This is a genomic window from Demequina globuliformis, from assembly GCF_000975155.1.
Lineage (GTDB): Bacteria > Actinomycetota > Actinomycetes > Actinomycetales > Demequinaceae > Demequina > Demequina globuliformis.
In genome coordinates, this window is record NZ_BBRG01000001.1 from 198592 (window position 1) to 212170 (window position 13579).

Sequence of the window (13579 nt, forward strand, 5' to 3'; positions counted from 1 at the left end):
AGCGTTCCCCAGGACAGGGAGAGCGGGCCTCGCTACATTGAGCGATACCAAGCGTGGCGTGACACGAAGGAGCAGGCATGTCGAATCCCACCTCCAGGCCAGGATCGGTGACCTTCGTCGTCGTCCTCGTATGGATCTACGCCATCATGATGCTGATTTCCGGAGGCCTGTGGCTGTGGATGTCTAATGACAGCGCCTTTGTGGGCGACGTCGATGTCGATGCGGGCGAGGCGCAAATCTACGGGTGGACCATTCTTGTCATGGGCCTCATCACGCTCCTGACGGCGATTGGACTGGGGCGCGGGTCGCGGCTCGCCCGGTTCATCGTCAATGCGGTGATGACGCTGCGGATCATCGCGGACGTGCTGGGGCTACTCCTGCTGACCGGCTACCCCCTGTGGCAGGCGGTCGTATCGATCGCGTGGGCTGCGCTGATTCTGGTTCTGCTGAACAATCGCGCGTCATCGCGCTGGTTCCTCGGCGCATAGGAGCCACCAACGACGAAACCCCCGGCGCCAGGCGGCACCGGGGGTTTCGTATGTCAGGCAGTGGCTGCTAGGCCACGTCCACAATGTTGACGCGAACGTCGTCACGCGCGATGGCGTCGACGACGGTCCGCAGCGAGGTGGCGGTGCGGCCGCGTCGGCCAATCACGCGCGGGAGGTCCTCGGGGTGCACCACCACGTTGACGGTGGTGCCGCGACGACCGGAGCGCTCGGACACCGTGACGTCGTCCGGGTGACGGACGATGCTACGCACCAGGTACTCCACGACGTCGACGACCACGGTTACTTCTCCTCAGCCTCAGCGGCGTCGTCGGCCGCGGGAGCCTCGTCGGCAGCCTCAGCGGCGTCGGCCTCAGCCTTAGCAGCCGCCTCGGCCTCCTTCTTGGCCTTCTCCGCCTCTGCGGCCTTCTCAGCCTTGAGCTTCTCGGCGGCGTCAGCGGTGGCCTTGATCTGGTCCTCGGGGCTGAGCTTGCCTGCGGGGGTCTCCAGGGTGGACTTCGCGTCCTTGTCACCCTTGAAGGTGCCCCAGTCGCCGGTCAGTTCGAGCAGCTTGCGAACCTGGTCCGAGGGCTGCGCGCCCACGGAAAGCCAGTACTGCGCGCGCTCGGAGTCGATCTCGACGAACGAGGGGTTGGACAGCGGGTGGTACTTGCCGATCTCTTCGATCGCGCGACCGTCACGCTTAGCGCGACTGTCGATGACGATGACGCGGTAGAAGGGCGCCTTCTTCTTGCCGAAGCGCTTCAGACGAATCTTGACAGCCATGGCTGTTCTCCTTGTGTTTTCGGTGTGAGCCGGTTCATCGACCTCGAGGGGAAAACACAAGGGCGCGGAACTGGCAAGACGAAAGGCAGGTGAGGATAGAGGGCCACACCAGCCAACGCACTATTGTGCCAGATCAAGCGCCTGCCGCGAAACCGTCGCGGCCTACTCGTGGTCTCCGCCGAAGTCCGGCTGCACGACAGCAGTGACAACGCCGTCCGCGACGACCAGCCACATTCCAGCGCGCTGATGGTCCGACACGGTCGCGGGGCCTTCGCTTCCCACCTGCGCGGAGGTGACTGGTTCCCAGTCATGCGACTCGAGGTACAGCCTGACGTCCGGGTCGACGGCGATGTCAACGTCGAGCGATACATCGTTCGACACGACAGCGCCTTGGGCCGCCTCGCCCTCTTCGAGCCCCGCGGCGTACGCCTGCCATTGATCGGAGTCAACGCCAAAGACGCAGGCGGCATCCGCGGTGATTGTGTGGGCCTTAGCGTCCGCGCCACCAATGTATGCAAACCACGAGCCGTCCGGCAGCGTGGTGGATTCTTCTGCGGCGCACCCCGATCCGAGCGAGCCGTCGGCGTTAGCGGGTCCGCTGAGCCGCGCGAGGGAATGCACGGACAGCCGGGTGACGTCGCGCGCGGCGGGCGTGGCTGACACGACGTTGTCGCGGTCAGCGTGCACACCCGGTGCCGCGGCGATATCCGCGCTCGGTTGGACCGTGCACGAGGTCGAGAAGATGGCCGCCAACGCGACGACAATCCCTCGACGGAGTGTTCGCGATGCCATCGCACTCCCTCAGGCTTGACTGTGAAAAAACCTAGCGCAGACCACACCGGGCGCGCATCTTGCCTGCTAAACCGACCATCTCGGAGTTGAAAATGACTTGACCCGCTCCCCTACGATGCGCAGGGCCATGACTTCCATGCCGAACTCGGGTGCGCGTTGAGCCACCTCGAGTCCGCCAGCGACAATGGCGGTGGCCCACGCGTCGCACTGCACCAGATCGGAGCCTCGCACGCTTGCCTGCGCAACCTCGGGCCCACGCGACCGGCGGGGCGCCCAGATATGTCCGGGCGCTCCTGAGCGGCCCGAGGTCGCCAAGCAGGTCGCCGCCCGCTTTCCGCCGCCGAGCGTCACAGCGCTCACGCTCCGAGCGCGTGGCCCCGGCGGGTCACGCGGATCCGCGATTCCAATCCGCCATCCTGCGTCGGTGGGCGCCGCGCCAGCGACAGTGATGTCGCCAGCGCATGCGTAAGACCACCCGGAACCGCCCAGGAGACCCAGGCGCCACCGACTGCGTTCCATCGCCCACGTCTTGACGATGCCAGTCGGGTCGAGGCCACCCGTGGGCGTTCGTGCGTCGAACCACCCCCCGGTCTCGTCGCGGAAGCGCTCGCACAGGTCGAGCACCTCCGCCACCGCGGGCGGAGCATCGGCGACGGTGGCCGTGCCCGAACTGAGGCGTGACACCCACGAGTCCGCCCGGTACGTCGAGAACACCTCATCCACCCAGGCGAGGTCCGCAGCGAGGTGCGGTGCGACAAGGTCGATCGCATCCGGTGAGACGTCGCCCACGACGGTCAGCGTGAAGTCCATCGCCATCGCGGTCGTCGTATGGGTGACGGTCACAGGCCCGCATCCTCGAACGCCGCCTCAGCCGACTCCACCATGGCCGGCGACGTGTAGCTCGCGCCCGAGACGTACTCGACGTCCCACGTCTGTTCTTCCAGGAACTCCTCGGTCAATTCCGGGAGGGCCTGTTGGTTGATGCGCCGGGACTCCGCTGCATCCGTTCCGGCGACCGGATAGTCGACGGCCGTGAGGACGCCGTTGTCAAAGGTGAGCCGGACTTGGTAGTCGCCGCGAATGTTCGTCACGACGGGCCCGTCGAAGGTGCCGCTCACACCCGATGCGGCATCCGCACCGCTGGGCGACGGCGATGCCTGGGAGGTGCCCCCACCTTCCTGATTCCCCTCACCACTGCTGCCAGCGGCAGTGGCGCCACCGTCAGCGTCATCGCCTCCGTCGGGAGCCGCGGCAACGCCGCCCGCGACGATGGCGACGCAGGCGCCACCCACCCATACCTGCCTCGTGAGTCTCATGCGTCACCAACCAAACTCTTCGCGGTGGATGGCATCGGAGGCGACCCCGGCCGCGGCAGCATCGGCCTCCACCTCGCGCGCCCACGCGCGCGGTCCGCAAATGTACACGTCGGTCTCGCCAGGGTGAGGCGCAAAGTCGGTGATCGAGGCTGGGTGCGCGCGCGAGCCCCAGGTGTCTCCGCGAGGGCCAACAATCACGTGCAGGGCCACGTCGCGTTCAGCCGCGAGCGCCTCGACCTCGTCGAGCAGGGGCGCCTCATCGCGGGACCGCGCGCGGACAACGACCGTGATGTCCTCCCCCGGCGCAGCTTCCTCAAGCATGGCCCGCACGGGCGTGATGCCGATTCCGGCCGCAACGAGCAGCAATGACTCGCGGGTGCGGTGAGCGTGCGTGAAGATCCCCAGCGGGCCCTCGACCATGACTCGCGTGCCAGGAGAGACATGCCTGAGCGCGGCCGAACCGTCCCCCGACGCCTTGGCGGTGATGCGCAGGCGCTCGCCCGCAGCGGCGGAAATCGAGTACGGGTGCGCTTGCCATGTCAGGCCAGGTGCGAGGAAGCGCCATAGGAAGAACTGCCCGCCGCGCGCTCGCAGCCGCGCGAGGTTGCGGCCGTGGATCGTGACGGTGGTGGATCCGTCCGGGTGCGGCGTGACTGACTCGACCTCGAGGCGGTGACGCGTGTGCAGCAGCAACGGCCGCAGGAGCCGGAACACCACAAAGGAACCGATCGACACCATCCACAGCACTGCCCAGAACCACCAGGCCAGTCCGCCGGAGCGGAACGTCGAGCCTTCGAGGAACTGGTGGGGCACCGCCAAAGCGACCCCGATGTACACCGCGAGGTGGACGCCGTGCCAGCGCTCGTAGGGCAATCGCAGGCGCACCGCCGTGAGTGACGTCACCAGCACGACCACGAACGCGGTCGCGGCCACCAACGCCGCCAGCATCCACCAGCCGTAGTCGGGCCATGCGAGTACCTGCTGCACCACGCCACGCCCGTCATAGGTGGCCGTCACCGTCGTCATGATGACCAGATGAATCACGAGGAGGACGATCGCGAACTTACCCAGCCTGGTGTGCGTGGCGATCGCGCGGTCGTGGCCCATGGCGCGTTCCACCCACGGCGCGCGCGAGGCAAGCAGTACCTGGGCCATCATGAGCACGGCCGCCACAATGCCAAAGGCGCGGCCGCACGCGTACCACCAGTCAGGGGCGCTGCTGGCATAGGAGACGCCCCCGGAAGCGATCATGAGGGCGATGCCCGTCGCGGCCACCAGCCACACTGACGCCTCGAGGCCGTCGACCCACCAACGACGGCGCGCGGCGGACCGGCGACGCTCCTGAACCACCGTCATCCCGCACCGCCCGCCACCCGGGCGCCACGCAACACCACAGCGGTTGGCTCGTGCAGCACTCCGATGTCGGCTCGCGGGTCACGGGGATAGACAACCAGGTCAGCGCTCGCGCCTTCGGTCAGGGTGTCGGCGCCCAGGAAGCGGCGCGCGCGCCACGAGGCGCCGGCCACGACCTCGGGCGCCGGGATCGCACGCGCCATCTGAGTCGCCTCCTGGGGCAGCAGGCCGTGTCCCAAGGTGCCCCCGGCATCGGTCCCCACCAAGAGCGTCACCCCCGCTTCGTAGAGGTCGCGCACGTGGTCGTAGCGGCGCTCGTGCATGCGCCGCATGCGCGCGGCGTATCGGGGAAACTTCGCCGCGCCCGCGTCGGCAAAGCCAACGAAGTTGTCGACCTGCAAGAGGGTCGGCACCACCGGCACGCCTTGCGCGGCCGCCTGCGCCATATGCTCCGCCGTCATGCCGGTACCGTGCTCGAGGCAGTCGATGCCAGCCTCCAGCAGCGGCCCCACGGCCTCAGTCGAGAACGTGTGCGCGGTCGCCCGCGCGCCAGCGGCGTGCACGCGCGCCATCGCGGCCCTCAGCAGCTCGGGCGTCCACAACGGGGTGAGGTCGCCTTCGTCGCGGTCGATCCAGTCGGCGATGAGCTTGACCCAGCCGTCGCCCTTGCGAGCCTCATCTTCCGCCACGTCCGGCAGGTCTGCTGGCTCAATCTCGCGGGCGTAGTGGCGCAGGTAACGCTTGGGCCTGGCGATGAATCGCGCAGCGCGGATGAGGCGCGGGAGGTCGTCGCGCGCGTGGACAAAGGAGGTGTCGAGCGGGCTCCCGGCATCGCGAATCAGCAGTGTGCCGGCGTCGCGATCCACGGTCGCCTGTTTCACCGCCAGGTCGGGATCGGTCGCGCCGCCGGAGTCGAGGCCCACATGGCAGTGCATGTCCACCAGTCCTGGCACCACGGTGCCGGGCACGGTCGTGACATTGCCGCTGTGGCGCGGGCGCTCGAACGTGATGCGGTCCCCCACGACCCACGCGTGGTCCTCGACGCGGTCGTCATCGACCAGGACGGGACCAGTCAGGTGCAGGACCGCCACGGGGTTACCGCCCTAGGTACTTGCTGAGGTCCGCGTCCAGATCCTTGGGGTCAAAGTCCTTGGGCTGATTGAGCCCAAAGGCGCTGCCCGCTGGCGCCTGACCGGCGGCCTTGTTGCGTGCGGCGGCCTCCTGCTGCGCCCGCTTGGCGGGGTTGCCAGACTTACCCTTGACCTTCTTCTGCGGCGCTTGCTTGCCCTTGGACTTTTTCCCGCCAGGCATGCCGCCCCACGCGCCCGGGGCGCCGCCGCCCTGACCAGGAAGTTGCGGCATACCGCCACCGGAGGCCATGGCACGCATCATCTGCTGCGCCTGCTCAAAGCGCTTCACCAGTGAGTTGACCTCGGTCACGGTCGTGCCAGCGCCCGCCGCGATGCGTGAGCGGCGCGAACCGTTGAGCACCTTGGGGTTGTCGCGCTCCAGCGGCGTCATCGACTGAACGATCGCCTCGGTGCGCACCAACTCGCGCTCGTCGAAGTTCTCGATCTGGTCGCGCAGCTGGCCCATGCCGGGAAGCATGGTCAGCATCTTCTTCATGGAGCCCATGTTCTTGAGCTGCTGCATTTGCGACAGGAAGTCGGTAAACGTGAAGTCTTCGCCCTTGGTGACCTTGTCGGCCATCCGCTGAGCTTCGTCCTGATCGAACGCCTTCTCCGCCTGCTCGATGAGGGTGAGGATGTCACCCATATCGAGGATGCGGCTGGCCATGCGGTCGGGGTGGAAGACCTCGAACTCGTCCAGCTTCTCGCCGGTCGACGCGAACAGGATGGGCTTGCCGGTGACCTCACGGACCGACAGTGCCGCACCGCCACGGGTGTCGCCGTCGAGTTTGGTGAGGACCACACCGGTCAGTGACACGCCCTCGTCGAAGGCTGTCGCTGTGGCAACGGCGTCCTGACCGATCATCGCGTCGATGACGAACAGGACCTCGTCGGGCTCAATCGCCTTGCGGATGTCTGCGGCCTGCTTCATCAGTTCCGCGTCCACACCCAAGCGGCCGGCGGTGTCGACGATGACGACGGAGTGCTGCTTGGTCTGGGCTTCCTTCATCGCCTTCTTGGCGACCTTGACGGGGTTGCCCTTGACGCGCTCACCCTCGCGGGTGATGCCCGGCTCCGGAGCGAACACGGGGACACCCGCGCGCTCGCCGACGACCTGGAGCTGGTTGACCGCGTTGGGGCGCTGGAGGTCGGCAGCGACAAGGAGCGGCGTCTGTCCCTGCCCCTTGAGGTAGTGCGCGAGCTTGCCCGCGAGGGTGGTCTTACCCGCGCCCTGCAGACCTGCCAGCATGATGACCGTGGGGCCGGTCTTGGCGAAGGTCAACGGCCGCGCCTGGCCACCCAGGATCGCGATGAGCTCCTCGTTGACGATCTTGACGACCTGCTCGCCGGGGTTCAGAGCGCCCGAAACCTCGCTGCCGAGCGCGCGCTCGCGGATGTTGCTGGTGAACGTCCGCACCACGGGCACGGCAACGTCGGCGTCCAACAGGGCGCGACGGATCTCCCGAATGGTGCCATCGATGTCCGCCTCCGACAGGCGGCCCTTGCCCCGCAGGTTGCGGAATGTCGATGTCAGACGGTCAGAGAGATTTGCGAACACGTAACAGTCCCTTCACAGCGCGTAGGGACCTAGCCTACCGGCGCTGCTTGTGAGTGACCTGCGTGGGCCATGCTGTGGTGGCCCCACTACTGTGCCTGGGCGTGCCGTCGCGCGGCATCGGTGAGCTGATCAATCAGGGTGGTGCGCCACGTGGTCCACGCTTTGGGCCCGGCGGCCTTCGCGTCCGCCTCGGTAAGGGCTCGGAGGGTGTCGAGAAGGTCGACGCGTCCGTTCAGCCGTTCCATGAGGGCCGATGCCGTGACGGGGTCGGCAGGGTCACGCTTGGTCGCGAACTCGGCGAGAGTGAGGTGCTCGCGCACCAGCAGCGTGACGTCTGCCGTGGTGCCGTCACTCAGGCCTAGGCGCGCCGCGATGGTGGGGATGAGCGCGGCCCCGTCAGCGGAGTGGTCGGTCGCACCCGGGCGTTTGCCGATGTCGTGAAGCCACGCGGTCAGCAGCAATAAGTCCGGCGTCGGGACCTGGCGCCGCATGCGTCCGGCGAGCACGGTCGCCTCGATCATGTGCCGGTCCACGGTGTAGACGTGCACAGGGCTACGTTGCGGCCGGTTGCGGACGCCCTCCCATTCGGGAACCCAACGCACCGCGAGCCCCTGGAGGTCAATCGCTTCCCACACCGCCGCTAGGTGGGCCGAGCCCCGGAGCAGTTCGCGCAGGTGGTCGCGCGCCTGCGTGGGCCACGGCTCAGGCAGGTCCGGCGCTTGGTTCAGCGCCTCGAGGAGGCCGGGGGTGAAGACCAGGCCGGTCGAGGCAGCCGTGGCGGCCGCACGCAAAGGCAACAGGGGGTCGGCCGATGCCTGGGCGTCACTCGCGAGCGCGAGTTCGCCGTCCACGTCGATGAGCCCCTGAGCGACGTGGACGTGGCGCGGAGCGGCGCCCAAGCGGCGCGCCTTCCATGCCCGCGAGCCGATCCCGGAGCGTTCGAGCGAGCGGCGCGCGCCGCGCTCGGTCGTGTCCACGGCGTAGGCGACAGTGCGGCCAGCCTGGGCAAGCGACGCGAGCAAGTCATCCGGATCGGCGATGCCCATCAGGCTCGCGACCTCGTCCGCAAGATGGCGGCCGAGGATGTTGACGGGGCGTCCCGACACGAGGTGAATCGCGTCGCGCACGTCACGCAGATGTTCGGCGGCGTCATCCACGGCGCCGTGCGGGCGGTCCGTCAGCCAGGTCGCCGAGAGCGCGGACAGGCTCGCGTAGTCACGTAAGCCCCCGCGGGCCTCCTTGAGGTGGGGCTCGATGAGATACGCGAGCTCTCCGTGGCGCTCGGCGCGCGCACGAGAGTTCGCGAGCAGCTCGGGAAGGCGTTTGCGGGCGGCCGATCGCCAGTCTTGGTAGATCGCCGACCGGGCCTGCGTCACCAGCGCTTCGTCACCCGCGATGGGCTGCACGTCCAGCAGTCCTGCGGCCGCCGCAAGGTCCTTCGACGCGACCTGCCGGCACTCAGTGATGGATCGCGTGGAGTGATCGAGTTCGAGGCCCGCGTCCCAAATCGGGTACCACAGGCGTTGCGCGAGAGCCGCGAGGTCATCCTTGCTATGCGTCTTGCCGTCATGCAGCAAGACCAGGTCCAGGTCGGAGGCGGGCCCCGAATCTCCGCGGCCCAGCGAGCCCACCGCAGCGAGTGCGGCTCCCTCAGACGGGGCATCGGCCCCCTCCCAATGCTCCACCAGGCGCGCCTTCACCAGGGAGGTCAATGCCTTGCGGCGCTCGGGGCCTGGAACCGCGTCGTCAAACAGTTGCTGCGCCAAGGCGGCCCTGACGCGCTTGAGGTCCCGCACCCCGTGGGGGTGCGGGACCTCAGCGTCGGAGCCCTCAGCAGTGCTGGGGGTGTTCTCCATTGATGTGTGTGACTCCCTTAGAGAGCGTCGGGGCCGTGCTCGCCGGTGCGAACTCGAGCCACGTCGTCAACGGTGACGGTCCACACCTTGCCATCGCCGATCTTGCCGGTCTGCGCGGCGGAGACGATGGCCTCGGTGACGGTGGCGGCGTCCGCGTCGTCGACCAGGACCTCCATACGGGCCTTGGGGACCAGGTCCACCGTGTACTCGGCACCGCGGTACACCTCGGTGTGGCCCTTCTGGCGGCCGTAGCCGGCTGCCTCCGAGACCGTGACGCCCTTGACGCCTGCTGCCTCGAGTGCTGCGCGGACCTCGTCCGTGCGGTGGGGCTGAATGATCGCAGTGACCAACTTCATGGCTACTTCGCCTCCTCGTAGGCCGTCTCACCGTGTTCGGCGAGGTCAATACCAGTGATCTCGACCTCTTCGCTGACGCGCAGGCCGATGGTGTACTTGAGGGCCAATCCAATGATCAGCGTAGCAATGGCCGAGTAAACGATCGTGACTGCGGCCGCGGCTGCCTGGACTCCGAGCAACGAGATGCCGCCACCGTAGAACAGACCTGCGTCGCCGTTGATGGTGCCGTTGGCGATCAGGCCGATCGCGAGCGTTCCCCACAGGCCGGAGACCAGGTGGACACCCACCACGTCGAGCGAGTCGTCGTAACCGAACTTGTACTTCAGGCCCACAGCAAGGGCTGACAGGACACCGGCGAGCAGACCGATGATCGCAGCGCCGAAGGCGTCAACCGAAGCGCACGCAGGGGTGATGGCGACCAGACCGGCGACCACACCAGAGGCGGCACCAAGCGAGGTGGCCTTGCCGTCGCGGATCTTCTCGACGACGAGCCAGCCCAAGATACCAATGCCAGCGGCGATGGTGGTGTTGACCCAGGCCGTGGCAGCGAAGCCGTCTGCGGCGAAAGCGGAACCAGCGTTGAAGCCGAACCAACCGAACCACAGCAGCGCGGCGCCGAGCATCACGAACGGCAGGTTGTGGGGGCGCATGGGCTCCTTGCCGAAGCCCTTGCGGACACCCAGCAGCAGTGCGAGCACCAGGCCGGCGACACCAGCATTGATGTGCACGACGGTACCGCCGGCGAAGTCATACGGGCCAGGCAGCGATTCGAACAGCGGGCCGTCTGGGCCCAGGAGTGCAGCGAAGCCGTCGCCCCACACCCAGTGCGAGACCGGGGAGTAAACGAAGATGACCCACAGGAAAGCGAAGAGCAGCCAGGCGCTGAACTTCATGCGGTCCGCCACAGAACCGGAGATGAGGGCGACCGTGATGATCGCGAAGGTGGCGCCAAAGCCGGCGGAGATGATCCCCATCGCGTCGCCACTGGCCATCGTGTCGGCAAGGCCGAAGTCGTAAAACGGGTCTCCGATGATGTCATTCATGGTGTCACCGGCGGAGATTGAGTATCCGAAGGTGATCCACGCCAGGACTCCGACGCCCATGGCGCCAAAGCTCATCATCATCATGTTCAGTACTGACTTGCCTCGCGACATGCCTCCGTAGAACAACGCCAGAGCGGGCGTCATCAAGAGCACGAGCGACGCAGAGGTCAGGAGCCAGGCAATGTTGCCGCTGTCCATTCTGCTTCTCCTTTGTTCCCGCCCCTCGGCGAGTCACGTGTCACACTTCCCCACTGCTGTTGCCCCTGCGCGACCACGGTGTTTCGCGACTGTTACAAGACCCTCTCTCACGTAAAAGGTCTGTTGCGACAACAAAGAACAGGGAGGAAACGGACACCCTGAGACGACGAAGGCCCCGGGCAGCGGTGCCCGGGGCCTTGGTCGTGCGGGAGTCGTTACAGGAGTTCGCTCGCTCCCGTGTCGATGAGCCAGGTGTCGCCTTCCTTGACGAGATTGATCTCAACCGCGTTCGTCACGCCGTCGAGTTCGCCGGAGATTTCCACCGTCGCCGTGGCCTCGCTCACCGTGAGCGCGGTGTACGTCAGGTGTGCATCCTCGGCCTGCGCCGCCAGGTCCTCCTCGCTGAGAAGCTCGCCGGCGAGGTCAGACAACTCTTGGCACGTCATGCCCCCGAACCAGTCGTCCTTCGCTGCCTGCGTGAGATTCGGTTCCATGCCTTCGCAGTCCCACACGACTGCTGCCTCGTAAAACTCCTGGACGGTCGCTTCGACTGCGGCGTCCTGTGAGCTGCCGCCTCCCGCGAGCAACACCACGATGATGGCGATAGCGCCCACCACGACGACCACACCCGCGGCAATGACGCCCCACACCCACGGGGCGACACCCTTCTTTGTCTGAATCTGACCCGAGGGGTCAATGGTGGAGCCGTTGCCCGCCCACTGCGTCTGCTGCTGCGCGTACGGATCTGCGTGTGCGGAGTCCGTCGCCACTGCCGGCTGAGTGTAGGGGTCGGTCTGTTCGGGCCGCTCGAACGGGTCCGCGGGCGACACGTGTGCGTGCTGGTCGGCGACGTTGGCGTCAGTGTGCTCCGCGGCGTCGTGCTGAGCGTCAGCATGTGGCGCGGCGTCCTGCTGCGCGGCGGGCGGCTGCGCGGCGGGCGGCTGCTGTGGGTCGTGGAAGTGCTGTGTCCACGCGGCTCCGTCCCAATACCGCAGACGTCCCGACCCGGATCCGTCGTCATACCACCCTGCAGGCGTCGCACTCATGCGAAGTCCCCCCTCGTCGATGTTCACCTAGCCCGCTGCGGACATTGCGCGCGCGGACCCGGCCGTTGCGCGGTCAGCATAGCGGCTCACGCGCGACCGGAGCAGAAGGCGGCGCCCCCTAGTCGATCACCGACTCCTCATCGACCAACCACGTGTCGTCTACAAGGACCAGGCGGTGGCGCAGGTGCTCCGTCACGTACTCTGAGCCGTCGCGCGCGGACTCCTCCGACAACACGATCGCCTCAGTCAGATCGTCGCCAGACAGGGCGATCTCGATGACCGCGCGCCGCATGTCTGCCACAGACTCGGCGTAGTCCGCCGCGGCGGCGGCGAAGCTGTCGCCATCGGTCACGCCGAGCGATTCCCGCATGGCCGGAGTAGACGAGGCCACGTAGGCATCAAAGTTCGCCAGGTCCCATGCCGCCCAGTAGCGGGTGAGCGCGGCCTCAGCCCGCGCACCCGCGAGAGCATGCGCCTGTGCTTCAGGGGGCTGTGTCACTGGCCCAGCAGTCCATCCACGAACTGCGCGGCATCGAACGGCGCGAGGTCGTCGGCCCCCTCGCCCAAGCCAATGAGCTTGACGGGCACGCCCAACTCGCGCTGGACCGCGACGACAATGCCGCCCTTGGCTGTGCCATCCATCTTGGTCAGCACAATTCCGGTTACGGGGGCAGCCTCGGCAAACACCTTCGCCTGCGTCATGCCGTTCTGTCCGGTCGTGGCGTCCAACACGAGCAGCACCTCGACGGGGTGAGCGGCCTTGGACGACACGCGGATGATTTTGCCCAACTGATCCATAAGTCCGGCCTTGTTCTGAAGGCGGCCAGCGGTATCGATGAGCACCACGTCCGTGGAGTCCTGCGCCGCCTTGGACGCGGCTTCGAAGGCGACCGACGCGGGGTCTGCACCGTCACGGTCCGAGCGCACCACGGGCACCCCTACTCGGGCGCCCCAGGTTTCAAGCTGGTCAGCCGCGGCGGCGCGGAAAGTGTCCGCAGCACCGAGGACCACACTGCGGCCCTCGGCCACCAAGACGCGCGCGATCTTGCCAGCGGAGGTGGTTTTGCCTACGCCGTTGACGCCAACGACGATGATTGCCTCATGCGCGCCGCTACCCGGCGCCGCCAGTTTGAGATCGCGGTCAAGAGTGGGGTCGACGATCTCGAGAAGGACGGACCTGAGTGTCGCCTTCGGATCTGCCTCGGGATCAGCCCTGAGACGCTCCTTGAGCGCCGAGAGGATGTCGTCGGTCGCGGCCGCGCCCACGTCCGCCATGAGGAGGGTCTCCTCGAGTTCGTCCCAGTCGTCCTGCGTAAGCGAGCCCCGGGAGAAGATCGACAACAGGCTGGCGCCGAGGCCGCCCGACAATCGGGTGCGCAAGCGCCCCAGACGGCTGTCAGGGGACTCCGGCGCGTCAACGCTCGATTGAACAGGCGCCGTGGCCGGCGCGGGCGCCTGAGGAGAGGCCGGCGCGGGAGCGGTGTCCGAGTCGCGCTGCGGGCCGGGCGCGCCACCCTTGCTCGAGCCACGCTTCAGGTAGCCGACGATGCCGCCCAGGGCGGCCACTGCCACGACTGCGACGACGATGAGGTCGGCGTCGCCAGGAATCCAGGTCACGTCCATGGCTTCAGTCTCTCAGGTCGCCGCGCGCTCGCGGGTC

General features: G+C 67.4%; 15 protein-coding genes. 1 reads left to right on the forward strand and 14 read right to left on the reverse strand.

The genetic code is table 11. The features are described 5' to 3' along the window. The first annotated feature begins 77 nt into the window (after positions 1–77). Entirely contained in the window at positions 78–488 is a 411-nt protein-coding gene (locus tag AOP75_RS00925) for a DUF7144 family membrane protein (protein ID WP_062076514.1), read from the forward strand. Between the two features lie 67 nt (positions 489–555). Here AOP75_RS00925 and AOP75_RS00930 read toward each other — a convergent pair whose 3' ends face one another. From AOP75_RS00930 to ftsY, 14 genes are all read right to left on the reverse strand, one after another. Continuing rightward, on the reverse strand, positions 556–786 hold the full coding sequence (locus AOP75_RS00930; protein WP_062076515.1) for a KH domain-containing protein: 231 nt from the start codon (positions 784–786) through the stop codon (positions 556–558). Positions 787–788: 2 nt separating this feature from the next. Further along, complete coding sequence (rpsP, locus tag AOP75_RS00935; RefSeq protein ID WP_062076516.1) at positions 789–1271, reverse strand: 30S ribosomal protein S16; 483 nt, start codon at positions 1269–1271, stop codon at positions 789–791. A 162-nt stretch (positions 1272–1433) separates the two neighbouring features. After that, positions 1434–2063, reverse strand: a complete 630-nt coding sequence (locus AOP75_RS00940) for a hypothetical protein (RefSeq protein WP_062076517.1) — start codon at positions 2061–2063, stop codon at positions 1434–1436. Between the two features lie 66 nt (positions 2064–2129). Beyond that, positions 2130–2906 (reverse strand): FAD:protein FMN transferase, encoded by a 777-nt coding sequence (locus AOP75_RS00945; protein WP_062076518.1) that lies wholly within the window; start codon positions 2904–2906, stop codon positions 2130–2132. Beyond that, positions 2903–3379: an FMN-binding protein gene (locus AOP75_RS00950; RefSeq protein WP_152649898.1), complete on the reverse strand. Its 477-nt coding sequence runs from the start codon at positions 3377–3379 to the stop codon at positions 2903–2905. Before AOP75_RS00950 ends, AOP75_RS00945 begins: the two co-directional genes overlap by 4 nt. Before the next feature lie 3 nt (positions 3380–3382). Further along, positions 3383–4735 carry a ferredoxin reductase family protein gene (locus tag AOP75_RS00955; protein WP_062076520.1) on the reverse strand — a complete coding sequence of 451 codons (1353 nt, stop codon included), beginning with the start codon at positions 4733–4735 and terminating at the stop codon, positions 3383–3385. Beyond that, positions 4732–5823, reverse strand: coding sequence for an amidohydrolase family protein (locus tag AOP75_RS00960; RefSeq protein WP_062076521.1), 1092 nt, complete (start codon positions 5821–5823; stop codon positions 4732–4734). The genes AOP75_RS00955 and AOP75_RS00960 overlap by 4 nt, the downstream gene beginning before the upstream one ends. A gap of 4 nt (positions 5824–5827) precedes the next feature. Next, the gene (gene ffh, locus AOP75_RS00965) at positions 5828–7420 is read right to left on the reverse strand and encodes a signal recognition particle protein (RefSeq protein WP_062076522.1); all 1593 of its coding nucleotides are present in this window, start codon (positions 7418–7420) and stop codon (positions 5828–5830) included. Between the two features lie 86 nt (positions 7421–7506). Beyond that, positions 7507–9276, reverse strand: a complete 1770-nt coding sequence (locus AOP75_RS00970; RefSeq protein ID WP_062076523.1) for a [protein-PII] uridylyltransferase family protein — start codon at positions 9274–9276, stop codon at positions 7507–7509. Positions 9277–9293: 17 nt separating this feature from the next. Continuing rightward, entirely contained in the window at positions 9294–9632 is a 339-nt protein-coding gene (locus AOP75_RS00975; RefSeq protein WP_062076524.1) for a P-II family nitrogen regulator, read from the reverse strand. Between the two features lie 2 nt (positions 9633–9634). Beyond that, a complete protein-coding gene (locus AOP75_RS00980; RefSeq protein WP_062076525.1) occupies positions 9635–10873 on the reverse strand; it encodes an ammonium transporter in 1239 nt (412 codons plus the stop codon). 215 nt (positions 10874–11088) lie between these two features. Beyond that, positions 11089–11919 carry a DUF2510 domain-containing protein gene (locus tag AOP75_RS00985; RefSeq protein ID WP_083966807.1) on the reverse strand — a complete coding sequence of 277 codons (831 nt, stop codon included), beginning with the start codon at positions 11917–11919 and terminating at the stop codon, positions 11089–11091. Between the two features lie 118 nt (positions 11920–12037). Beyond that, a complete protein-coding gene (locus AOP75_RS00990; protein WP_062076527.1) occupies positions 12038–12418 on the reverse strand; it encodes a hypothetical protein in 381 nt (126 codons plus the stop codon). Then, positions 12415–13542: a signal recognition particle-docking protein FtsY gene (gene ftsY, locus AOP75_RS00995; protein WP_062076528.1), complete on the reverse strand. Its 1128-nt coding sequence runs from the start codon at positions 13540–13542 to the stop codon at positions 12415–12417. Before ftsY ends, AOP75_RS00990 begins: the two co-directional genes overlap by 4 nt. Positions 13543–13579: the final 37 nt, after the last annotated feature.

What these genes read in the sequence shown, in the direction of transcription:
- AOP75_RS00925 (WP_062076514.1), top strand. Translation starts at nt 78, where the DNA reads ATGTCGAATCCCACCTCCAGGCCAGGATCGGTGACCTTCGTCGTCGTC.
- rpsP (WP_062076516.1), bottom strand. Translation starts at nt 1,271, where the DNA reads ATGGCTGTCAAGATTCGTCTGAAGCGCTTCGGCAAGAAGAAGGCGCCC.
- AOP75_RS00940 (WP_062076517.1), bottom strand. Translation starts at nt 2,063, where the DNA reads ATGGCATCGCGAACACTCCGTCGAGGGATTGTCGTCGCGTTGGCGGCC.
- AOP75_RS00950 (WP_152649898.1), bottom strand. Translation starts at nt 3,379, where the DNA reads ATGAGACTCACGAGGCAGGTATGGGTGGGTGGCGCCTGCGTCGCCATC.
- AOP75_RS00955 (WP_062076520.1), bottom strand. Translation starts at nt 4,735, where the DNA reads ATGACGGTGGTTCAGGAGCGTCGCCGGTCCGCCGCGCGCCGTCGTTGG.
- AOP75_RS00970 (WP_062076523.1), bottom strand. Translation starts at nt 9,276, where the DNA reads ATGGAGAACACCCCCAGCACTGCTGAGGGCTCCGACGCTGAGGTCCCG.
- AOP75_RS00975 (WP_062076524.1), bottom strand. Translation starts at nt 9,632, where the DNA reads ATGAAGTTGGTCACTGCGATCATTCAGCCCCACCGCACGGACGAGGTC.
- AOP75_RS00980 (WP_062076525.1), bottom strand. Translation starts at nt 10,873, where the DNA reads ATGGACAGCGGCAACATTGCCTGGCTCCTGACCTCTGCGTCGCTCGTG.
- AOP75_RS00985 (WP_083966807.1), bottom strand. Translation starts at nt 11,919, where the DNA reads ATGAGTGCGACGCCTGCAGGGTGGTATGACGACGGATCCGGGTCGGGA.
- ftsY (WP_062076528.1), bottom strand. Translation starts at nt 13,542, where the DNA reads ATGGACGTGACCTGGATTCCTGGCGACGCCGACCTCATCGTCGTCGCA.